The sequence below is a fragment of the Blautia sp. Sow4_E7 genome (assembly GCF_052116245.1).
In the GTDB taxonomy this organism is placed as follows: domain Bacteria; phylum Bacillota; class Clostridia; order Lachnospirales; family Lachnospiraceae; genus Blautia_A.
Genome location: NZ_JBQKLL010000002.1, coordinates 84,099 through 106,460 on the forward strand (window position 1 = coordinate 84,099; position 22,362 = coordinate 106,460).

Below are 22,362 nucleotides of genomic sequence, written 5' to 3' on the forward strand. Positions count from 1 at the left end.
TGCACTAATTCAGCAATGGAGCGTGTGAAAACACGCCCCGCCCTATTTACGCAAGCAACGAGCCAGAACTTGCAAAGCATGTTTTGGCTCGTTTATTACGTTATCAATTTATCAATCACAATGATAAGCAATCTTCTGCGCTTCTGTCAGGCTTTCTCCATTCAGGAATTCCACGCCTTTTTCATAGGTCTCCTCAAGAGAAAGGAATGGCACCGCATACAGCGTGCGCACACCATCATAGATAACAACCTCGCCATCTGTATTCATACCCAGGCCGCCTTTGATCTTCGCAATCGGAGATGCTGTAGCCTCCCTGCTGTAGACATCCAGTCTGGTATCTCCATTATCAGAAAGATACAAGGCTGCGAAATAGGGCTGTCCTTCCGGTGCATAGAAATTGTACAGGGTATCTGCCTGGGCAATGGTCAGCAGCACTTCACCGGTGGAATCATCCAGCACAAAGGCGCCTTTATCACTGCTGCAAAGAAGACAATAGCCAGGAATATTATCCATCCAGGAGAAAGTACCAAGATCTATTTGGGTAATCTCTTTTTTCTCTACATAATTGTAAAGAACATACTCGTTTTCGCCCTCTGGCTGATACAGCAGATAATCACAGTCTGCGCTTCCGCTGAAATCTGTGACCTTCTGGGAAAGGATCTCTTTCCGGTTCTGATCCAGAATGCAAAGAGTATTCACATCCTCCTCTCCATCCATTACTTCAATCAAATAGCCGGAAACAGAAATGTAAGCCTGTGTACAATTCTTAGGAACTTCTTCTGTGTGAACAGGTTCCAGGTCTTCTGCGCTTTCTTCTGATTTCTCATAGTCATACTCTTTCAGCAGACCATACTTTACCATAAAGGCTCCATTCACTTCCAGATTGGAAGCGGTTCCGTCCGGAAGCTCTTTCACCAGTTCTCCGGTTTCGGAATCGTAGACTGTGATGGTTCCATCCAGTTCGTCACAGCTTACCAGAGAATCATTAATTACGTTCATATAGGATACTTTTGCATTAAACTGGGCACCCTTCAGAGTAGATAAATTCACAGCATAAGAGTTACTGCTGCCATTTACCATCATCATATCTTCACGGCGGATGATATAGTCAATACTTTCGTCAGATCCCTTCTTCATAGTACCTGTTTTGGAAGCGGTCCGTTCATTCAGCTGATAAATACGGAACTCATATGCATTCAGAAGATATGTGGCAATATAATTTTTTCCCACGCGGACTTCAGAGCAGCCATTTCCATCACCAGAAAGACTTCCAATCTTATATGGTTCTTTTGTATAGTCCACATATTCCACAGATCCGTCACTGGTGCAGACTGCAAACGTAATCTTTTCTCCATCTCCCGTATACTCTGCGTCCGCAATATTATCAGAAGACTTATAGACCTGCAAGGTCTCCCCGGTCTTCATATCTGCACAGATCAGTTCAGAGCCATTGCGGTAATAAAACACGCCCCGCTGGCTATCAGCATAACAGATATCCGAGTTAACCGGTGTTTTCGTACTGTAAACTTTATCTGCGTCCATATCCACACAGACATAATAATTCTCTTTTTCCACTGCCAGCAGCTGATGGCCAGTCCAGGAAGTATCATTGTATACAATACTTGCATACTTTTTATCATCCAGCTGCTTCACGATTTCGCCGCTCTCTACGTCCAGGATGTAAAGAGTATTCATCACATCATCTTCATCATAAAATTCACCAAAAGCAGCGTATTTTCCATCGTCACTCATTCCATAATACATGCCATCATCACAGTCAAAAGTATGCTCTGAAATCATTTTCCCTTCTGTGGTATAAAACGTAAGGGTTTTGGTGTCTGTATTAAAGGCACTGATCACTGTCTCGTCCGCATTTACGCTTACCGTCATTGCATATACGCCCTCCCAGAGCGCCTGGAAGGTATTCATATGGATTACCTGGAGTTTCTCTTTTCCAGCGATCACACAGCGGTGATCACCAAAGAACATCACTTTGGAATTACAGCTCTGATGTCCTGCGTAAAGGGGATCCACTGGGAAATCAGCTACCGTTTCATCCCCTTCTATGTCATAAAAGTGAATCCAGTAATCATCTGAGCTTTTCAGATCCACATACGCCACATAATCATCATATGGACTAACCTTAAGGGCATCCATAGTCTGGGCTCCTACATTATTTTTGGCGGTATAGCCCTTCTGATAGCTGTAAGTCTGCAAAGCATTGGTAAGGGAAGCCATAGCGGCACCCTCAAAAGGACGGTCATTTCCTAAATTTTCCGGAAGTCCTTCCATGGCAAGCATAGCGGCAAGCTTTGGATTATCCGCGGAAAAAGCGGTATCGGAATACTCAGAAAGAAGATAAGACTGCGCGGACTGGGTTTTTCGTACCTGGCTCTGCAGCTTCACATTCTCACACACGGTCTGGGCAAGAAACGCTACCACTACCGCAAATCTGACGCCGCCTGCAGCGATTCCCCGCTGCAGCTTCCGCTGTCTTTCTCTCTGGCGAAGCTGGTCGAACTCACAGTGGAGCATAGCAGCCAGAATACTAAGCTGCTCGATCTTCATCTTATGCTTCTGCTTCGCCGGTGTCTCCCCTCTTACATCTGCTGCCAGAGGCTCCACCTCCACTTCTTCTCCCTTTACCATTCTATGGGTGATCGCATAAGGGAAGCTCTCCTCTGGCTCTCCCTCAGCAAGAACCGCAATAATGTGATCGCTGCCCCGCAGCTTCTGGAACAGCTCGATCTCACGCATACACCATTTGGATTCCTGAAGCCTTGGTGTACAGATCACGATCAGATATTCAGACTGTCCAAGTGCCTCCTCAATATTGTTATATAGGCTGCTGGAGCTTGGCAGTTCATCCACATCACGGAAGATCCGGCCTACTCTCTTTTTCCCAAGTTTGGCTGCAAGCTTCGATGGTACACGGTAATTCTCCATCATCGTGTGTAAGGTTTTTGCCACAAATTCGTCATTGCCTCTATGTCTGTAGCTGATGAAGGCAGTATATTTCCAGTTTTCCATTATTCTTCGCACCTCTCGTAGCTTCTGAAAAATACAGATCGTTCAATGGTATAAACGTCTGACAGATCGTCCTCACGGACTGCAATATAATCCCCCTTTGCCCCCTTCAGATACTTGTATCTGTCCCACTGGGTAAAAACCTTGGTGGACTGGGCAAGCGGTCTGGCATAAATATGATATTCCCCTCTTGGCTGGCAGGTCATTATATGCGGAACCAGCGAATAAGCTTCCCCTGTAATGTTGTTGTGGATCACAGGCTCCTGCTCGCAGGTATATTCCGGCTCCCCATCTGTAAACTCATAGGAATGGTTAAATTTCTCCTGGCGGATGGGATAAACCTCACCGTCGATCCCGATCATAATATACAGGTCCTGGCCGCTGACGCATTCCATATCCCCTTCTAAGGTTCTCACCAGGATCGGGGTTCCCTCATTGAGAAAATCAGAAGTCCGAACCACACCAAGCCTGGTCTTTTTCTTCTGGTAACGCTTCATCTGGTTCAGATCGGCTTTATATTCTTCTGAGCGCACAATCTCATACTGGGAAAAATAACGCTCTAATTTTTCTTTAAAATAATTTTCATAGTCAGCATTCTGTCTGTGGGCAAGGAGCAGGCATTCTGCCAGAAATCCTCCAGCCACATCATTTTGTCCGCCGCCTGCACCGACAGATTCTGCCAGGTATGCAACAGCTTCATTTGCACGCACTTCATCGGTGCTGCTTCTCACGGTAAATTTGCATCCGGCTGGATCCAGGGCATACACCACACAGAAGGAAATCTTCTTCTCTTCCATAGCCTGTTCGCATACTTTTTTCATGCACTCCTGCTCACAGGAATCTGCCTGTATCAACAGCCAGTTGTTCGTTTCATCTAATAGCTGTTTCATAAATTTTCCTCCCTGGTGTTTTCCTCTGACATCCACTTTCTTAGTATATGGTACATTTTTGCGATTTCTACAGGCTTGGAGAGATGTTCGTTCATTCCCGCCTGTCTGGCCGCATAGATATCTTCCGAAAACGCATTGGCTGTCATGGCGATCACCGGGATCCGGACTGCATCTGGATGACTGCTGCTGCGGATCCTTCTGGTAGCTTCGTAGCCGTTCATCACCGGCATCTGGACATCCATAAGGATCAGGTCATAATAGCCCTGCGGAGAGGCTTCAAACATATCCAGCGCTTCTTTTCCGTTTACTGCTGTCTCAAAGGAAACACCAGTCTCTTCCAGGAAGGTACAGGTGATCTCCATATTTAATTCGTTGTCTTCCACCACCAGGATCCGTCTTTGGCTCCAGTCAGGAGTCTCATCCTCTATATGTTCAATCTGTTCTGGCTTCTCCAGGATTTCAGAGGCCTTCATTGGGATGATCACATGAAAACAGGTTCCCTTCCCTGGCTCGCTGGTAAATTCGATCATTCCATTCATCAGATGAATCAGATTCCGGGTTATGGTCATGCCAAGCCCTGTTCCCTGGAGACTCTCTGTCTCAGGTGCACGCTCAAAGGGCTCAAATATTTCCAAAAGGGAGTTCCAACTGTAAGATTCCGCAGGGGATACTCTCAAATAGTTCTTCGTAATCGTTTTGCATTTGTTTTTCCTTCATCTTTTCCCGAAATAAACTGCAAGAAAAAAGCCGGTAACTGACAGAAATAAGCGGTAACTTTTCCCCTGTCAGATTCCGGCAATTCTGTTAAATTCAGTATATCACGCCTGTAGGAAATATGTCCAGATTCTTCTTGTTTTTTGTGTAAACATACATACTTTCCTTAATAAAGTAATACTTTCGTAACTTTTATTTCTGCAAAATGTGGTAAAATACTACAATATTCGTTTTTAGGAGGGAACAAATGAAAAATTTCTATTCGTGGTATAAAAAACATATCACATCCGCAATTTTCATCGGACTGATCCTTGGTATTCTCACCGGGCTCTTTCTGGCTGGCCGGTATGAGCCAGTGCTTACTGTAACCAGTCTCATCGGAAGCATTTACATGAATGCATTGAACATGATGATCTTTCCACTGGTGTTCTGTTCCATTGTAATGGGTATCACCAGTATTGGAAATGCCCGTACTACCGGTAAGATCACCGCAGGGGCCATGATCTTCTTCCTGTGCACCACAGCACTTGCCAGCCTTGCAGGTCTGATCATCCCAAGACTGATCAACCTTGGAAAAAATGTAAAGTTCGAGATGGCTACATCCGATATCCAGGCCACTGAGATGACCAGCATTCTGGATACCATCAAGAACCTGATCCCATCCAACCCGGTTGCCGCTTTTGCCAACGGAAATATGCTTCAGGTACTGGTATTCGCAGTGATCGTAGGTTTCACCCTGATTGCCATCGGGGAAAAGGGAGCCGCACTTCAGAAAGTGATCGACTCCTGCAATGAAGTATGTCTGAAGGTGATCAGCACGGTTATGTACTTCACCCCTATCGGTGTCTTCTGTACCATCGTTCCGGTTGTAGAGGCCAACGGTACTGAGACCATCATCTCACTGGCTACACAGCTGATCATCCTGTATGTGGCGTTCTTCGGATTTGCCTTTATCGTGTACGGCAGTGCAGTAAAATTTATTGGAAAAGAAAGCCCCATCAAATTTATCAAGGCCATGCTTCCCGCAGCCCTGAATGCATTTGGAACCTGCTCCAGCTCTGCTACCATTCCCATCAGCAAGCAGTGTATGGAAGAAGAAATGGGTGTCTCCAACAAGATCACAAGTATTGCCATTCCTCTTGGTGCTACTGTAAACATGGATGCAGTTTCCATTCTGATGTCCTTTATGATCATGTTCTTTGCCAATGCCTGCGGAATTAACGTGAGCATTTCCATGATGATCATAATCCTTCTGGCAAACGTACTTCTGTCTGTAGGAACTCCTGGAATCCCAGGCGGTGCCATTGCTTCTTTCGCAGCACTGGCTACCATGGCAGGTCTTCCGGCAGGTGTTATGGGCGTATACATAAGTATCAATACCCTTTGCGATATGGGTGCTACCTGCGTCAACGTCATTGGGGATATGGCTGGATGTGTAGTATTGAAAGAGAAAATCAAGCTGGATGATTAACATGTAAAAAATCCCAGGCATTTCTGCCTGGGAATTTTTTTGCTTATTACATAATCTTTCTGAACAGAGCTTTCAGATCCTCAACGCTTGCGTCTTTCGGGTTTCCTGGAGCGCAGGCATCTGCATGAGCAGACTCAGCTAAGAACTGAAGATCCTCTTCTTTGATCGCTTCCAGTCTGGTCGGGATTCCAACATCAACAGAAAGCTTTCTGACTGCGTCGATCGCTGCTTTTCTGTACTCTTCCTGAGTCATGGAATCAACATCTTTTACGCCCATTGCTCTGGCGATCTCACGATATTTCTCACCTGTGCAGTCCTGGTTGTACTCCATAACGATCGGAAGCATCATAGCGCATGCAACACCGTGAGGAGTATCATATACAGCACCTAAGGTATGTGCCATGGAATGTGCGATTCCAAGACCTACGTTGGAGAATCCCATTCCTGCAATGTACTGTCCAAGAGCCATTCCCTCACGTCCCTCTTTAGTGTTATCAACAGCACCTCTTAAGGATTTGGAGATCAGCTCGATTGCTTTCAGATGGAACATATCGGTCATTTCCCATGCAGCTTTTGTGGTGTAACCCTCGATAGCATGTGTCAGAGCGTCCATACCTGTAGAAGCGGTAAGTCCTTTTGGCATGGAAGACATCATCTCCGGGTCAACAACTGCGATGATCGGCATGTCGTGTGGATCTACGCATACGAATTTTCTCTTCTTCTCAACATCTGTGATTACGTAGTTGATGGTAACCTCTGCTGCTGTACCAGCTGTGGTCGGAACTGCCATGATCGGAACACAGGGATTCTTGGTCGGTGCTGTTCCCTCAAGGCTTCTCACATCCTCGAACTCCGGGTTTGCAATGATGATACCGATTGCTTTTGCAGTATCCATAGAAGAACCGCCGCCGATTGCTACGATATAATCAGCTCCGGATTTTTTAAATGCAGCCACACCATTCTGTACGTTCTGGATGGTCGGGTTTGGTTTGATATCGGAATACAGCTCATACTCGAGACCGTTTTTCTCAAGAATGTCTGTAACTTTACTTGTTACGTTAAATTTGATCAGATCCGGATCAGAGCAGACAAATGCTTTTTTGTATGCACGTGCCTTTGCTTCGTTTGCAATCTCTGCGATTGCTCCTGCTCCATGATAAGAGGTACCGTTTAAATTGATTCTGTTTGCCATAATAAACAATCTCCCTTTCTGCGCTCTTGTTGTTGCGCCTTAACTTTGTTATTATATTAACAACTAGTAAGTAAAAAGAAAAGTTACAGATAAAGCAAAATGTCACTTTTTCTGTAACTTTGTCTATTAAGCACAAATATGATTATTTGTTTTTGGCAATTTTCCTTAGTTTAAGATGCCAGACTCTGTGAAAAGTTTTTCAAGCGTTCCTGGCATTCCCATCACCAAAATCTGCGCCAGCTTCTCTGGCGTACACTCCATTTCTCCCAGAACCCACTTAATCGTCATGAAAATGGAACTCTGGCAGTACATTTCCAACAGAAAATGGGTATCCTCATCCAGAGATCTGCCCGTATTTTCACGGATCAGATTCTCATAGAAATCCAGGATCAGCTCAAAGTCATGCTGCCGCAGGGAATTCTGATTATCATAACGAAACGCTGCCGCAAAAAAGGCCTGCTCCTCCTGAATGTAAGTAAACTTTTTCACCAGAGCATCATAGACTGTCTTTCCACGGCCCATGTGCTCAAATGATTTCAGAAGCAGCTTGTCGAAATACCAGTTGATCAGATCATACTTGTCCAGAAAATTCCGGTAAAAGGTCTGCCGGGTAAGCCCACAGTTCTCCACGATCTGCTTCACGGTAATGTTCTCCACAGAGGTAGTCAGCATACATTCCTTCATGGAATGCGCCAGTTTGTATTTGGTTTTCTCACCTTTGACAGATTTCTGATTGTTTATTTCCATTACCAGGTCACCTTATTTTTCAAAAAATTTCATGGATAAAAACAGTAATGTTGCTTTTTCCACTCTGCTTTATACTACTTGCTCACTAAACGGACATGTCGCCTTCGGCGACATCACCATATATGAAAGTCAGTTGCTTCGCAACTGCCGTCCAGGACTTTCACTGTAAATACCGCAGTAAGACAGGGATCAGCGTATCCATATTGATGGGCTTGGCCACATGGGCATCCATTCCTACGGACAGTGCCTTCTCTCTGTCTTCTGCAAATGCGTTGGCCGTCATGGCAATGATGGGAATCTGAGACTTCAGCGGATCTTCCAGCTTGCGGATCTTCTGGGCTGCTTCGTAGCCGTTCATAACCGGCATCTGGATATCCATAAGGATCATGTCATAATATCCAGGCTGGGACTTTTCCAGTTTTTCCACACAGTCTACGCCGTTTACCGCGCGCTCCAGAATAAGCCCTTCTTCCTGCAAAAGCTCTGTGGCGATCTCTGCATTCAGATCGTTGTCTTCTGTGAGAAGGATCCGTTTTCCTTCCAGCTTTTGCTTATCAAACTGGCTCTTGGCCCGTTTGGGCTGTGCTTCTTCCTGCCTTGCGATCCGGCTTGGAAATCTCACCGTGAAAGCAGAACCCTCCCCCAGCTTGCTCTGGATTTCTATGGTGCCGTTCATCATGTCCACCAGTTTTTTCACAATTCCCATGCCAAGTCCTGTTCCCTCTACCCCGCTTATGGTAGAAGAACGTTCTCTGGAAAAGGAATCAAAAATCTGTTTCTGGTATTCCTCCTGTTTCAGGCTACAGGTAATAGATCCTCCATCGCCGGTATATTTGATCGCATTACTGATAATATTCAGGATGATCTCACTTACATGTGCACTGTCCATGTACACATAGGGATAACGGATCTCCTTGGTAAACGTAAGTGTCTGATGCTTTTCTTCAAGGGAAGAATGAAACATCACAATACAGGAATCAACGCTGTCTCCTACTTTGCAGACCGTTTCTTCCAGGGTGATCTGATTATTCTCAATTCTTGCAAATTCCAGTACATTATCCAGAATGGACAAAAGCTTCTGTCCACATACCCGAATGTTGTCCATATATTTTCCCAGCATATCCGAATTCTGCAAATGCTTCTGGGCAAGCTCCGCGTAACCGATAATGGCGTTCATAGGTGTCCGGATATCATGGGACATATTAAAAAGCCATCTCAATGCAAAGGACTCCCAGAATCTCCCCAGAGCCATCTGTCGCACGAACCGGATAACAGGCCGTAAAAATATGCCCCCAAGTGGTATCTACAATCTCCTGGGAATATATGTTCTCCCCGGAAAGTGCCCTCTCAATATAAGGGATCATTTCTTCCTCAATATAAGTTCCCGGAAAAGCAAAATCTGCTGCATCCAGATCCAGTCCATCAATCTGATAGATCAGCCTGCCCTCCTCGTTTCGCTTGGCTGTGTACAGATATCTGGTGGAATTCATGCTCCGGATCTCATTTAAATTCGTCTGAAGCTTCTTGTATCGTTCAGATTCCATATCCTTAAGCTCATTGATCTCCGAGAAATCCTCTCTGGTAAACTTGTTGGAAACGAGCTTGTGGATGGCATCAGAACATTCTATGTCACGGTCCACCGCCACCTCCAGAGTATTATAGCTGTAATTTTGCTGCAGGATATAAGTATAAATTGTGATAAAAAGAGTGACCAGCAAAAACAACAGCAGAAAAGCTCCATAACTGCTGCTCCCTGATCCTTTCTCCTCATCTCTTCCATGATTTCTCAAACTCATAAAAATCTCTCATTTCTAAAAAAAGTATGCCCTCCGTATGGAAGACATGCTTCTTATAGATGATAATATAATTATCAGGGAAAAATAGCAAGCGAAATACTGGAATTTTCTGAAATAAATCAGATAATTTCAGACTAATATTTCAGACTTCTTCTCAGCCGATATGAGCAGCTCCAACTGCACGGATATCCATTGGATAAACGTTCTCTCTGCCAACATACTGGGAAATGTATTCTACATAATTCTCCATCTCATTTTCCGGGACAACAGCTGCAATAACACCTGCAAATCCGCCGCCGTGTACACGGCAGATACCGCCGCCGATCTTGTTCAAGAACAGCTGGGTAAGGGCAAGAACAAGCGGGATCTTCTGCTCATGGCAGTCTTTAATGCAGTAGCAGTTCTGAAGCAGCTCCCAGGAAGATCTTCCAGACTCATCCATCAGTTTCAGGAATTCCTCATAGTTTCCCTCTCCAATGGCCTTAGCTGAACGCTCTACGCGGGAGGTCTCTTCGAAGAAGTGGATAGAACGAAGAATTGCTCTGTCGTCCTTGATCTCGTTTACATGTGCCAGAAGGTTCTCAAGAGTGGTCTCGTGAAGAAGCTCTGCTCCAAGCACCTTAGCTGCGGCTTTCATCTCACCTGGGATCTCAGAATATTCCTGACTGAGATCTGCATGGCCTTTTCCTGTGTTTACGATCACCAGTCTGTGACCAAATTTTCCATAGGAGAAATCAAGTTTGCTGTATTTCAGGTCATTTCTGTCTGCAAAGTCGAAAAGAACCGGGCCGCCAACTGCACATGCCATCTGGTCCATCATTCCGGAAGCCTTGTCCCAGTAAACATTCTCCGCGTACTGACCGATCTTTGCATAGTCTGTGTAAGTCATCTTGCTGTCGTTAAAGAAGTAATCAATGATGACACAGATCAGCATTTCAAAGGATGCAGAGGAGCTTACTCCTGCTGCTGCAATCACGTTGGTACTTACATAGGCATCAAAACCAGCTGTCTGAAAGCCATTCTTCTTCGCACCTTCCATCATACCTGCAACCAGGGCAAAGGTTCCTTTCGGATAATTGGCTCTGCTGATCTTGTCAAGGTCGACTACGATCTCGTCTCTGTAGCCTTCACTTGTGATATGGATCACATTGGTTCCATTTGGTGCTGCTGCGCCGATGGTATCCAGATTGATACTTCCTGCGATTACCTTGCCGCCGTTGTGGTCTACATGGTTTCCGATGATCTCTGTTCTTCCAGGGGAAGTAAAGAAATCTGCATGGTCATGCTTGTAGATTTTGGCAAATTTGTCTGCAAGATTCTGGAAACGGGCTGCGCAGGCGCTGCTCTCTCCATAGATTTTTTCAAGGTTTGCTTTTTCTGGTAAATTCATGGCTAATCTCTCCTGTTTTGTTAATATTGTTATAATTTTACGTTCTGTATTCCAGAAGCTTCAGTGCATATTTTACGCTTCATCTGTGCTTATCTGGATCTCTCATCAAGTTAATTCCATTTTACATGCATTCCCTTTACATTACCTTAAATAACTTGCGAAAAACAAGTAATATATTGCGTTTTTATCTTTAATAGATGTATAATACAGGTAAATTTATGCGTTTTATTGTAATTCTCTATTTTTGAACATATGGAATCCTATACAGTTCACAGGATATAAAATTTTTCCCGGGAGGTTTGGCATGCAGATCATAACCAATCAGTTTCAAAAAGAATTAAAACAGCACGGCAATGAACAGTTTCCATTCCTGGTCAGCTACCAGAAACTATCGGAATATGAGTCCGGTTACTTTATGTGGCACTGGCACCCGGAAATAGAGATTACTTATGTGCAAAAAGGCACCATGTGCTACAAGGTCAACCATATGGTTTACCACTTAAAAGAAGGTGATATTGTATTCAACAACTCCGGTGCTCTCCATTCTGGCACAATGGAAGATCAGAAGGACTGCTCCTACATTCCCGTAACCTTTGATCCCAGACTGATCTACGGATTTTTCCAAAGCACCATTAACAGCAAATATGTAGATCCTGTCCTTCAGGATTCCCTGCTCCCCGCCCTCTGTATCAACCAGAGCGAGCCATGGCATAGGCCCTTTCGCGAGTATCTTCTCCGTATTATTGATCTTGACAAGAAAAAACCAGATTTTTACGAGCTAGATATTACAATCTGCCTGCAATCCATGTGGCGGCTTCTTCTGGAGCACATTATTTACGAACCCCAGGCTTCCCGGGAAAACTCCCTGGAATACGACCGGATCAAGAAGATCCTGTCCTACATAGAGGAAAATTATCAAAATAAGATCACTTTAAATGACATTGCCAGACACATCCACCTGTGCGAAAGCGAATGTACCCGGCTTTTCAAGCGTCATATGAATACTACTCTGTTTGCCTTTCTGCAGGAATATCGGATCGAGCGAAGCCTGGAGTTATTGCAGGCTGGTGAGCCAATCAGCGCGGTAGCTGACAAGGCTGGATTTTCAGATCCGAATTATTATTCCAAAGTATTTGCAAGAATAAAGGGATGCAGTCCCCGGGAATACCGAAAGCATAGATAAACCATTCTCTCTATTTCAGCAAAAAATCCTGGCAAACAGACATTACTCTATCTTCGGCCAGGCTTTTCATATTACAATATTACATATCATTTATACTTAATGATCTGTCCCAGCGTCTTAAGCAGCGCCTCCGCCATGATCGGCTTCGCCAGATGTCCGTTCATACCAGCTGCCCGTGACGCTTCCATATCCTCATCAAAGGCATTGGCGGAAACAGCGATCACTGGCACTTTGAAAGACATTTTTCCGTATTGCGGAACATTCAGAAAAATTATGTAACTATTTTCTCGGAAAAAGGATTGGCGGCTTTTATCCAAAATGGAATTCTTCAGGATTTACCGCCCCAATATGTTCCGCCTCTGGAACCTTCGGACGTAAAAATGATGTTAACAGAATTGTATAAAGAAACAGAAGACGGAACGATTACCAGTCTGATCGTCCGTCCCACTGTTTTACAGATTCCCGAATATTTATCCATTTATGCAACTTCCCAGACAGGGCTGCATATGTACACTACGAACTCTTTTGTTTTTGGTGCTTATTCCAGTGATATCCATATTTCCGATATCTCCTTATGCAAGGTTTTCACTGACTTTTTTACAGGATTATCTGGCAGCCCTATGGTTTGTTCGAAGGAAGAAACCCTCTGTCTATTAAAGCAGTACATTTCTTTAATACCATAATTTACATAGCAACCTACCATAGAACATGGGATTCTCCGCCTATGGCGGGGCGTCCCTGATAACTTCTCTTTTATAAAAAATTCCCGTCCAGATAACAGGAAAATCTGAACGGGAATTTGTTTTCTTGATTCGTGTATCTCGCCTAAATGATCATAAAGCCAGGCTGAGGGAAGTGAGGATGGAGCAGATCATATCCACATTGGCTGTGTACTGGGTTGCGGTTACGCAGAATACATAGTCCTTGTTGGTGGGATGGAAAAACATGATCGCGCTGCAGTCACCATCTTCCAGGCGGTAGGAAACACAGGGGATTCCGTTGATGGAAACCAGGTCATCAACCTGATAGCCGCCCTGACGGATCGCAGTTGCAAGATCATTGATGGTCTCGGCGCCGTCACTGTAAGCCCATACTACTGAAACCGCCGGTGCTGTGTCTGCACCGGAGGCATCTCCAGCCAGGTAAAGAACGCCTTGGTTTACCTGATCCTCTGTCAATTCATAGGTGTTCCATGCGCTTGGCAGATATAACTGGAAACCATCTTCGAAAGGCACCCAGGTTCCTTCATAATTCGCCTTATCCTGGGAAAAAGTAATGGAACTGTATCCAGCGCTGCTGTCTGAAACATCAGAATCTTCTGTGCCAGAAGTGGTTCCACCTGCACTTCCCCCAGCTGTCCCACTGTTGTCCCCTACTGTTCCGCCTGCAATATTGGAGTCGCCGGAGCCCTGCTCTTCTACAATGTCCCCAACGGTATCTTCAATATTGTCTACTGTCGCCTGGGCATCCGGAACTACGGAACGGGTGCTGTCTACATGCTTGGCATAATCACTGTCCCCGCCAGCCAGATACGCAAAGCTTCCTGCGACTTCTTCCAGATTGCTTCCTACATACAGGGAAAGCTCTGGAATCTCTTTTGCACCAAACATATAGGTTCTGCCATTTTCCGGAAGAAACAGTCGGCTGTCACGCACTGTATAACCGCTTACGCTGTATGAATACTGAATGTAGGTATATTCCCGGTCCCCCACAGTTACTGCCGCTTCTGGAGACATCACCTGGAGATCCTCATAGGATTCCGTCATATACTGGGTAAACTGACTGGCAAAATCCTCCGCCACCATATCGTAATAGCCTACGATCACGTAAGGGATACAATCCGTCTCCTGTGTATAAATATAAACAAAGCCATCAACCTGCTGGATTGCCACATAATCTGATGGCGCAACCGAAATCCCAAGGTCATCTAACGCCACTACATCTGAGGAATAAGAGACACCAGCTACCGGTGCTGCGATCTGGTTGGCTTCCTCGCCCAGTTCTCCTAACTTTATTTCGGCCTTGACCGGAATGATACTGCCAAAGAGCAGGCTGGTAGCAAGAACTGTGGAAAGCAGATATTTCTTTTTCTCATTCATCTTTTTCATATTTCAGGTAATCCTCCCTTTTCATATTTCTATTACACGTTTATGCTCAGACCAAAATAATCTTAGGCGACTAAATTGGAGCAAAGCATACCACAAAACCAATTGCTAATTTGGATACAGCTGGGTAGAGCCCCCTGGCTGGTCAAAGCTGCTGTCACTGACGTATACATTTCCGTCCGTTCCCTCATACACATAATCATAAGAAGTCGGTACCTTCACATGATCCCCATTGGAAAGGGTATAATCGTTCTGGTCAAAAATGTAATCGGAAAACTGATCTGTTGTAGTATACGTATCCTCAGTTCCCATGGAAGAACTCATGCTGCTCTGGCAGGCGCTGGTAATGTCATTCATACTGCTGTAGTTTTGTATTCCCATCTGAGTAAGCTGGTTTCTCACATTCATCAAAGCCTGGGTAAACTGGTCGCTGACTATAGTATTCAGAACAAACTGGGTAAACACATCCTGATTTGCCTCAAACTCACTTTCCGGCGTCAGCATAAAATAACTGCAGGGGGATTCCCAGGCAATCAGAGTCTGGTTCACAGATCCCATATTATAGGCAAATTCACCGTTAAAGCTTATCTGGGTTCCATCAACTGCCGCGATCATCACAAGCTTAAATGGATATCCATTTAAGGTTACCTGATATTCCCTTTGCACCACACCCGCGTAAGCCCCATCCACATTGTAGCCAGAGCCCTGAAACAGCTGGCTGGTCTGCTGATATAATTCATTTGCCTTTGCATCCATCCGGTTTTGGGTTTCCTGTGTAATCTCCTCCTGGCTGCAAAATTCCAATTGCTGGCCGGGGAGAATGGTCTGTGCCAGATAATCACAGTAAGTATCCGCCGTCATGAACGTGAGCATTGGGGTCATGGTCTGGCTGTCAAAAACTCCGTCCTGATGTTCCATTAAGGAATAGCCATTCTGGGAGTATTCCACAATCTGCTCATAGCAGGCCAGGGAATAATAGCCCAGCACTGTGTTCTCATCCGGGCTCATTGCCGTAAGGTAAACCTGGGCAGGCGCGCCAAGACTCTGCCAGGTGCCGTTCCAGATGGCCTGACCGTCTACGGTATAATCAGCAGGTGCGTATCCTCTGGCAACCTTAAGGCTGGTTGCGGAATCGGTGATATCGGTTGCCTTATATTCTTGAACTCCAGTAGCAGCAGAGAAATCTGACTGTGATGGTGTTTCTTCTGTGGCAGTTCCATTCTGTCCGTCTGCAATAGAAGGAATTTTGCCTGGAGCACCGCTAAGCCCGTTTCCCTCTCCCAGCTGGGAAAATTTGTCTCCTACGGAAGCAGAGGATTCTTCTGCATGATCTTCTGCGTTTTCCTCAGAGCTTTCCTCTTCATTCCCAACTTCTTTTTCTCCGATCACGTCTCCCTCTTTCGCAGCTTCTGCTGAATTACTCACGTCAAAGGTTCCGTATTTTCCATATTCTTTATTTGCTTCTTCCGCCGCCTTTGCCAGCTGCTGCCCAAGCCCGCTCACTCCACTGCTTTCCATGAACAATACTGCTGCCAAAACCAGGCTACCTTTTAAAAGTGCACTGCATTTTTTCCTTTTCATAGACATCCCTCATTTCTATTGCAAGATATTTATGGTTTAATATCCCGCACTTCCACAGATTTCATCAATCTTATCCTGCCAGCTGTCATCCATCCCCCGGATACTGGCTGCAAATTTCAATGCCTGATGAACCTCCTGATATCCCGATTTCGGTGTGAGCATCCGCAGAACTCCCATCCAGAGCCCAAAATCCTGCTCCTTACTCATTCCTGCAGCACAAAGCTGATACCCCACATATCCCACCAGGGAGCTGTTTATGTGCACACCACCGTAATCATTATCATAAGTAGGATTCTCTGACTCCGGGTAGTAATAGCTGTCGTACATCACAGAAGGCTGCCCGTATACCCAGGGAGCACTCATACACCGGATGGCAGTTCCGCTATTTTCTCCCAGAAGCCAGGTATCGTCCGTGGTTCCGCCAAGAAGCATTTCACATAAATTTCCACACACATCACTGATTCCCTCATTCACCGCTCCATACTGATTCTGGTACAGGTTGCCTCCGGAAGCATAATCGTTGATCCCGTGGGTAAACTCATGTGCTGCCACATCAATGCACTCCCCGAAATCGTTGACTGCACTTGCAGAAAAGACAGCCCAGCCATTACACATTCCAAGATAAACCGCATTGTTGACAGGCTTTCTCGTGCTCTCGCAGTAATCTGTCAGGATCAAAAGTGGTGCACCAAATCCATCTACTGAGGTAAGCCCATAATCTTTGTAGAAATCATAAACCTTGATATAGCTGTCATACACGGCCAGATAATGATCTGGCCATCCTCCATTGATCCCGGAAGTCCAGGGGATAAACTGCTGTTTAAAGTTATAGGAATAATAATCCGCCAGAAAAATGTGCCGGTTTACATCCGCCAGGTAATAAGTCCCGCTGCTGTCATAGGCCACTGGAACGGAAATGGTTTTCTTTGTTCCATCGTGAAGGGTAATCTCTCCCGTATAAGTATCTCCCGTCAATCCTTCAAAGTAGGACAAAGCCATTTCCAGCTGAGCATTGTCTCCCATCACCTGTTCCTGGGGAGAGCTGACTGCCACATAAGTAAGATAAGATCCATCATAGGCGATCAGGTGCTCCAGATAACCTTTTCCCCCATTCTCCGCCTCTCCAGCTGGAAGATTGGTAAAAACAGCCCAGGCATGATAGGCAACTCCCTGAACGGTTACAGATGTCTGTCTTGTGTATTCTGTATATATTTTTATGTCATTTTCCCTATAGTAGTCCTGGATGATTTTTTCCGCATCCTGTGCGGTGATGGAGGATTCTTCTTCCGGAGCAATTCCCACATTCGGTGCAAAAGAGCTGACCAGACCTGCTGTATACCCCTCCGGATCCAAAATGATCTTCAAAGACGCATTTTCCAAGGTAAGATCCCCATACCGCTGTTTATAGGTAAGATAAGTATATCCATACTCATCCTGCTCCCCATATACGGCGAAAAACTCAGAACCCTTGGACAACCCCAGAAGATCTGCAATTCCCATCAAAGATTCCACGCCTTTTTCCGTATCGGTTACTTTCTCATCGAAAAATCTTCCCCGAAGAAAGGAAACATAACCCTGGTCATTATATAAAAACGCTGCATTTCCCTGGTTCATCTGGTAAATATCCGCTTCGTTCAGCTGCGGTACTTCATTATAATTCTCTTCACCAGAGGGATTCACCTCCCCGCCATCTCCAACGTTTCCCTGGTTGGAATCCTCTTCCTGGTTTTGCCTTTCCCAGGCATCAACAAGAGATTCCCCAGCCCAGACTGCCTCCGCACTGATGCTGCACAAAAACGCTGCGCAAACAATTCCTGGAAGCAGCCGGGAAATTACTCTGCCCATTTTACAGAATGCAGGATACTTAATGCGCTTTCATCTTCTGCCACATTTTCTCCTGTCAGATAAACCAGTTCCATAACCGAGTCCGTTTTATCCATAAATACAATTCCATATTCGTCCTCTGCCGAAATATATGCACAGGAAATCCCATTGATCAGCTCTGTTTTTTCGATGGTATAGCCCTGCTCTTTAATCTGGTCCTTGGCCGCATCAAAAAGGCTGTCATAATTTTCCTCTGCCAGTGCTACCTGTATTTCTTTCTCTGTATAATCCTCTCTCAGATCCAGAGAAGTTACAACCAGAACAATCTTTTCGTCTCCCGAAAGAGCTGCATAATAGGTCTCATCTTCCTGATCAGAATCTGATAACTCTGCACCGGTCCAGTCTGCTGGAAGATAAAGCTCAAATCCCTCTTTCATCTTCACCCATTCCCCATCATCACTTGTCTGGGAAATGGAAAAATCAGAAGGCTCAGAAGAGGCCACAGGAACCTTTTCCCCCTCTGCAAGCATATAGGCATGCTGCTTCACGTAATCGATTTCGGCGTTCATCTGCTGGAATTCCTGTGCCACGCTCTCATCTTCTGTATACGCCTGGAAATCAGTTGGAAAAACCATAAAATAATTCATCACGGACTCTTCACTGAATCCTATATAAGTAAAATCCGGCAGCTCTGAAAAATCATGATTGACCGAACAGGACAGGGTAAAAAGTTTTCCTCCATCTTCCCCGTATTTTTCCTGCCATTTTTCGTGGCTGGCCTTATGATAAAAAGTGGCGGAGGTTCCATCTGTTACAATGTCAATTTTCCCCTTCCAATCAGCCGGAAGCACAACGGCCACTTCTTCAAAATAATAGATCAGGGAACCGTCGGACTGTATATTATCGGTATACACCATAAGATCAGAAATATTGTCCGCACCATAAACAGGAGCGGCCAGGAGAAGAGCTCCTACACCGACTGCTACAGCTGTCTTTCTCAATATTTTTCTCATATTTTCATGCCTCCTATAATTCTTACCTTTTTACTGTTTTCTCCATGCAGGGCGCTATTCCGATGACATTTTGCCCCAAATGGGACGGGTTACGTTTCATCCTGAATGGGAAGGATCACTTTCTCCAATGCATAACTAAGTTTAGGGTGATGGATCACAAAATGGATGGATGGGGCTTTGTTTTTGGATACCATGCACCATTTTTCTTCATGACAGGTAATCTGGATGTTGTGAAAGCTTTTCACTCTGGTGAGGCGGAAATTGTAATGCTCCTGCCGGGATGCATACTCCTTCGCAGCTGCGATGCAGTCTTTATATTCCTGAAAGGTAAGCACAATATCCCGCTCAAGGAAACACTCTGCCACAGGCAGCGCCACTGGATATCTCTCATATTCTATGCTGGTAACCTCTGACAATTCATCCGTTACTGCACTATGGACAAAAATATGTTCCATCCGGCTCTTTTCGGCTTTCTGAGCTTCCAGGATCCGGGTGCACATGCTTTCCCCAATCTGATTATTGTACAGGATCTCTTTTAGCAGCTCTTCCGGAATTACAAACAACGGCGGGGCTGCCAGGATTCTTCTTCGCCTGCCCTCAATCCTGCTGTCTTTTCCCAGGAACTCATAAAGCTGCTCTTTTTTCTCCTCCCGGTAAATATCCATAAGCGGACTTGCCTTTTTCAAAAGGTATTCCGTGTTCTTTCTGCAGCGCTCTACCTCTTCTTTATGACTGGTCAGATAATAGTGTGCATTTTCGTGATGTCCGCTGATACAATCCCCGGTCATGGCTGCCTGGCCAGAGCTGTAATGCAGATGGGAGTAAACTTTATTCTGAATGCCTTTCAGATAATAAGGGGAAATCTGCCCGGTCATATAAAGGGGGATCCAGTTTTCCAGCCCCAGCATCATATCCTTCATAGGACGCTCTACCTCATGGATAATATGAATGTGGAGCCCTTTTTTTAACACCATTGCAAGACCAAACATATATTTCCTGGCAAATTCTTTGTCCTGGGCCATATCCTCTACCGGCATGTCACTGCAGAGGTGCAAAGGCTCCATGGATTTTGACAACACGGTATGTTTGAGGAAATCCAGTTCTCCCTCCCGCATTTCCTTCAGTCCGTAATAATGTCTGGATACAGGCAGCTGGAAAGGCACTTTCGGGATTTTAAAGCTGTCAAAATGAATGGCCCGGATATAATCATCCAGGTTAAATTCATCCATCTTCTGCAGAAAACTGGAAATGTAATCTGTTTTCTCAAAATCCGCCAGACAAAGCCAGTTCTGCAAGGTCTGAAAATACGTCTCCTGATTCTCCAGCTGTTCTGCCGTACCCCCTGTCAGGGCTGCTGCTTTTTTTAGTTCTTCCGCTCCAATGCAGTTTCTTACAACATAGCCGCACACGTTTTCTGCAAATGCAGCAGGATCGGAAGGAGCCCTTTTTCCTGTACGGATCTTCGATATGTAGGAAGCATCGTAATGCAAGGCTGCTGCCATTTTGGATACATTGATCTCCAGTTCTTTTAACAGCAGGTCGAATTTCTCATAGTAAAAAATCTCTGCATTTTCCTTAGGAAGATGTTCCAGAAGGGTTTGATATACATCCTCTTCTTTTATCTCTGGCTTTCCCTTTTCCAGGGCGGTCTTTGCAATTCCGGCGGACAGCTTTTTCAGATATTCACTGTCTGCTGCCGGGACGCGTTCTCCCTTCCGGTAGCGGCTGATAATGGTTTCTGAGATGCCGCTGTTTGCTGCCAGCTCCTTGCCACTGCAGCGCAGCTCTTCTATATATGAGTTTAAACAGTCCTGAAATGTCAATGAATTCCCACCTCTTTTCCCAATTTATTTTCTATTCCAAATATATTTCCTCTTCAGAAGTCCCTCCCCTGGTATCACTGGAGCATGTTTGAGAAAAGGCTCCAGTGCACCTGACCGGCTTCTATATTTAGTATACCCTATAATTCGACCGGATAAAACAAATTGCCACATTTGTCTATGACAAACATGGCAATTTTATTATGGTTATAGAATTTTCTTTGTATCCCTGTCTTCTCCAAGAAATCATACTCTCCTCTTCTTTTTCAGATAAAGCATACAGCCCACACACAAAATCAGCTGCAGCACCGACGAAAAAGGTGTGGCAAGTCCGATGTGGAACAAGGTTGCCCAGGACTGCTTACTCATAAAATAGGAAAACGGCACACGCACGCCAAAGGCTCCTACGATTCCCTGTATCATAACAAACCGGGTCATGCCGATTCCATTATAAAAGCCTGTGTAGCAGAAGAAAATGGCTGTAAACAGGCAGTCAATTCCGTAGGCCTTCAGATACTGGACAGCTGCCGCGATCACCTCCGGATCGGAGGAGAAAATACCGGCCAGCAGATCTCCATGGAAAAAGGACAGGAAGAACATTACCACTCCGATTGCAAAGGAAACACAGATTCCACAGTATAATGCCTTTTTCGCTCTGTCCATACGTCCTGCACCATAATTCTGCGCTACAAAAGCGGAAATAGACTGCATAAAAGCAGATGAGATCAGCATAATAAAGGCGCATACCTTCTCCGCAACACCCACACCTGCCGATGCGGTTACTCCCATAGAGTTTACAATGGCCAGTATGATCAGAAAGGAAATGCTTACCAGCAGATCCTGCAGCGCAATGGGCGCTCCCAATCCGGTCATTTTCTTCAGCAGATTCCTGTTGATCCGGATATTTTCTCTATGTAATTCAAATGGAAGGGATTTCCTGCTGATCAGCCAGAAAGAAATCACCACACTTATGACCTGTGCAAATACAGTGGCAAAAGCTGCGCCTTCTGTCCCCATTCTAAACCCGGCGCACAAAAGCAAATCTCCGGCTATGTTACAGACACAGGCAATGGCAACTGTGACAAGCGGAGTTCTGGAATCCCCCAGTCCTCTGAAAATACACCCGATCAAATTGTAAGCAATGATCACCAGCATTCCGCTGCCGCAGATCCGCACATAGTTGACTGTTTTGTCAAAAGCTTCTGTGGGCGCATTCATAATGCCGCTTATCTGCGGCGCAAAGATCACAAGGATAACGGTCATGATCACTGCAATGGCAGCAAACAAAATGATGGCTGTACCTACAGTTTCCCCACCTTTTTTGCGGTCCCCACAGCCGATCTGCTGTCCAAGAAGCACGGTAGTTCCCATGGCAAAGCTGCTTACCAGATTGGTAAGTGTCATCATAATCTGAGAGCCTGTAGATACTGCGGAAACATCTGCCGAAGAAGCAAATTTTCCCACGATCAAAAGGTCAACTGCACCGTACATAGCCTGTAAAAACAGGGCAAACAGCACAGGCAGGGCAAATAAGATCAGGGGCTGTAAGATTTTGCCCTCTGTAAATGTAGTATTCTTTTCTTTCTTGTTGCTCATCTTTTTTCACTCC

18 protein-coding genes are annotated in these 22,362 nt (G+C 45.3%); 2 read left to right on the top strand and 16 right to left on the bottom strand.

Going from position 1 to position 22,362, the window contains the following annotated elements:
* Positions 1-111: 111 nt before the first annotated feature.
* Genes ACTQ50_RS01985 through ACTQ50_RS01995 form a run of 3 tightly spaced genes read right to left on the bottom strand, consistent with a single transcriptional unit; the run spans position 112 to position 4,552 of the window.
* On the bottom strand, positions 112-3,030 hold the full coding sequence (locus ACTQ50_RS01985) for a toll/interleukin-1 receptor domain-containing protein (protein ID WP_441482753.1): 2,919 nt from the start codon (positions 3,028-3,030) through the stop codon (positions 112-114).
* The gene (locus ACTQ50_RS01990; protein WP_441482754.1) at positions 3,030-3,917 is read right to left on the bottom strand and encodes a hypothetical protein; all 888 of its coding nucleotides are present in this window, start codon (positions 3,915-3,917) and stop codon (positions 3,030-3,032) included. Before ACTQ50_RS01990 ends, ACTQ50_RS01985 begins: the two co-directional genes overlap by 1 nt.
* Entirely contained in the window at positions 3,914-4,552 is a 639-nt protein-coding gene (locus tag ACTQ50_RS01995) for an ATP-binding response regulator (RefSeq protein ID WP_441482755.1), read from the bottom strand. The genes ACTQ50_RS01990 and ACTQ50_RS01995 overlap by 4 nt, the downstream gene beginning before the upstream one ends.
* Positions 4,553-4,878: 326 nt before the next feature.
* Between ACTQ50_RS01995 and ACTQ50_RS02000 the strand changes: the two genes are divergently transcribed.
* Positions 4,879-6,102 carry a dicarboxylate/amino acid:cation symporter gene (locus ACTQ50_RS02000; RefSeq protein ID WP_441482756.1) on the top strand — a complete coding sequence of 408 codons (1,224 nt, stop codon included), beginning with the start codon at positions 4,879-4,881 and terminating at the stop codon, positions 6,100-6,102.
* Between the two features lie 46 nt (positions 6,103-6,148).
* Here the strand turns inward: ACTQ50_RS02000 and fucO are convergent, their stop codons facing one another.
* The 5 genes from fucO to ACTQ50_RS02025 all read right to left on the bottom strand — a co-directional run bounded on the left by fucO (position 6,149) and on the right by ACTQ50_RS02025 (position 11,227).
* A complete protein-coding gene (gene fucO / locus ACTQ50_RS02005) occupies positions 6,149-7,294 on the bottom strand; it encodes a lactaldehyde reductase (protein WP_441482757.1) in 1,146 nt (381 codons plus the stop codon).
* A 165-nt stretch (positions 7,295-7,459) separates the two neighbouring features.
* The gene (locus ACTQ50_RS02010; protein ID WP_441482758.1) at positions 7,460-8,041 is read right to left on the bottom strand and encodes a TetR/AcrR family transcriptional regulator C-terminal domain-containing protein; all 582 of its coding nucleotides are present in this window, start codon (positions 8,039-8,041) and stop codon (positions 7,460-7,462) included.
* 160 nt (positions 8,042-8,201) lie between these two features.
* Complete coding sequence (locus tag ACTQ50_RS02015; RefSeq protein ID WP_441482759.1) at positions 8,202-9,260, bottom strand: response regulator; 1,059 nt, start codon at positions 9,258-9,260, stop codon at positions 8,202-8,204.
* Positions 9,244-9,837 carry a hypothetical protein gene (locus tag ACTQ50_RS02020; RefSeq protein ID WP_441482760.1) on the bottom strand — a complete coding sequence of 198 codons (594 nt, stop codon included), beginning with the start codon at positions 9,835-9,837 and terminating at the stop codon, positions 9,244-9,246. Before ACTQ50_RS02020 ends, ACTQ50_RS02015 begins: the two co-directional genes overlap by 17 nt.
* Positions 9,838-9,991: 154 nt before the next feature.
* A complete protein-coding gene (locus ACTQ50_RS02025) occupies positions 9,992-11,227 on the bottom strand; it encodes a galactokinase (RefSeq protein WP_441482761.1) in 1,236 nt (411 codons plus the stop codon).
* A gap of 304 nt (positions 11,228-11,531) precedes the next feature.
* Here ACTQ50_RS02025 and ACTQ50_RS02030 point away from each other — a divergent pair, with 304 nt between their 5' ends.
* Positions 11,532-12,410 carry a helix-turn-helix domain-containing protein gene (locus ACTQ50_RS02030; RefSeq protein WP_441482762.1) on the top strand — a complete coding sequence of 293 codons (879 nt, stop codon included), beginning with the start codon at positions 11,532-11,534 and terminating at the stop codon, positions 12,408-12,410.
* Between the two features lie 86 nt (positions 12,411-12,496).
* Here ACTQ50_RS02030 and ACTQ50_RS02035 read toward each other — a convergent pair whose 3' ends face one another.
* The 8 genes from ACTQ50_RS02035 to ACTQ50_RS02070 form a co-directional block, all read right to left on the bottom strand.
* The gene (locus ACTQ50_RS02035) at positions 12,497-12,652 is read right to left on the bottom strand and encodes a response regulator (RefSeq protein WP_226818828.1); all 156 of its coding nucleotides are present in this window, start codon (positions 12,650-12,652) and stop codon (positions 12,497-12,499) included.
* A gap of 86 nt (positions 12,653-12,738) precedes the next feature.
* Positions 12,739-12,888, bottom strand: coding sequence for a hypothetical protein (locus tag ACTQ50_RS02040; protein WP_226818826.1), 150 nt, complete (start codon positions 12,886-12,888; stop codon positions 12,739-12,741).
* A 355-nt stretch (positions 12,889-13,243) separates the two neighbouring features.
* Positions 13,244-14,518, bottom strand: coding sequence for a hypothetical protein (locus ACTQ50_RS02045; RefSeq protein ID WP_441482763.1), 1,275 nt, complete (start codon positions 14,516-14,518; stop codon positions 13,244-13,246).
* 105 nt (positions 14,519-14,623) lie between these two features.
* The gene (locus tag ACTQ50_RS02050; protein ID WP_441482764.1) at positions 14,624-16,096 is read right to left on the bottom strand and encodes a hypothetical protein; all 1,473 of its coding nucleotides are present in this window, start codon (positions 16,094-16,096) and stop codon (positions 14,624-14,626) included.
* Between the two features lie 36 nt (positions 16,097-16,132).
* Positions 16,133-17,941 (bottom strand): M4 family metallopeptidase, encoded by a 1,809-nt coding sequence (locus ACTQ50_RS02055; protein WP_441482765.1) that lies wholly within the window; start codon positions 17,939-17,941, stop codon positions 16,133-16,135.
* Positions 17,929-18,933, bottom strand: coding sequence for a hypothetical protein (locus tag ACTQ50_RS02060; protein WP_441482766.1), 1,005 nt, complete (start codon positions 18,931-18,933; stop codon positions 17,929-17,931). The genes ACTQ50_RS02055 and ACTQ50_RS02060 overlap by 13 nt, the downstream gene beginning before the upstream one ends.
* 89 nt (positions 18,934-19,022) lie before the next feature.
* Positions 19,023-20,756 (bottom strand): hypothetical protein, encoded by a 1,734-nt coding sequence (locus ACTQ50_RS02065; RefSeq protein WP_441482767.1) that lies wholly within the window; start codon positions 20,754-20,756, stop codon positions 19,023-19,025.
* Positions 20,757-20,999: 243 nt separating this feature from the next.
* Entirely contained in the window at positions 21,000-22,349 is a 1,350-nt protein-coding gene (locus ACTQ50_RS02070; RefSeq protein ID WP_441482768.1) for an MATE family efflux transporter, read from the bottom strand.
* Between the last annotated feature and the right edge of the window lie 13 nt (positions 22,350-22,362).

Bases quoted from the DNA above. Each gene is read 5' to 3' on its own strand.
- ACTQ50_RS02070 (WP_441482768.1), bottom strand. From the start codon at position 22,349: ATGAGCAACAAGAAAGAAAAGAATACTACATTTACAGAGGGCAAAATC.
- ACTQ50_RS02040 (WP_226818826.1), bottom strand. From the start codon at position 12,888: ATGGATAAATATTCGGGAATCTGTAAAACAGTGGGACGGACGATCAGA.
- ACTQ50_RS02000 (WP_441482756.1), top strand. From the start codon at position 4,879: ATGAAAAATTTCTATTCGTGGTATAAAAAACATATCACATCCGCAATT.
- ACTQ50_RS02010 (WP_441482758.1), bottom strand. From the start codon at position 8,041: ATGGAAATAAACAATCAGAAATCTGTCAAAGGTGAGAAAACCAAATAC.
- ACTQ50_RS02055 (WP_441482765.1), bottom strand. From the start codon at position 17,941: ATGGGCAGAGTAATTTCCCGGCTGCTTCCAGGAATTGTTTGCGCAGCG.
- fucO (WP_441482757.1), bottom strand. From the start codon at position 7,294: ATGGCAAACAGAATCAATTTAAACGGTACCTCTTATCATGGAGCAGGA.
- ACTQ50_RS02020 (WP_441482760.1), bottom strand. From the start codon at position 9,837: ATGAGTTTGAGAAATCATGGAAGAGATGAGGAGAAAGGATCAGGGAGC.
- ACTQ50_RS02060 (WP_441482766.1), bottom strand. From the start codon at position 18,933: ATGAGAAAAATATTGAGAAAGACAGCTGTAGCAGTCGGTGTAGGAGCT.
- ACTQ50_RS01985 (WP_441482753.1), bottom strand. From the start codon at position 3,030: ATGGAAAACTGGAAATATACTGCCTTCATCAGCTACAGACATAGAGGC.
- ACTQ50_RS02045 (WP_441482763.1), bottom strand. From the start codon at position 14,518: ATGAAAAAGATGAATGAGAAAAAGAAATATCTGCTTTCCACAGTTCTT.
- ACTQ50_RS01990 (WP_441482754.1), bottom strand. From the start codon at position 3,917: ATGAAACAGCTATTAGATGAAACGAACAACTGGCTGTTGATACAGGCA.
- ACTQ50_RS02050 (WP_441482764.1), bottom strand. From the start codon at position 16,096: ATGAAAAGGAAAAAATGCAGTGCACTTTTAAAAGGTAGCCTGGTTTTG.
- ACTQ50_RS02035 (WP_226818828.1), bottom strand. From the start codon at position 12,652: ATGTCTTTCAAAGTGCCAGTGATCGCTGTTTCCGCCAATGCCTTTGAT.
- ACTQ50_RS02025 (WP_441482761.1), bottom strand. From the start codon at position 11,227: ATGAATTTACCAGAAAAAGCAAACCTTGAAAAAATCTATGGAGAGAGC.
- ACTQ50_RS02030 (WP_441482762.1), top strand. From the start codon at position 11,532: ATGCAGATCATAACCAATCAGTTTCAAAAAGAATTAAAACAGCACGGC.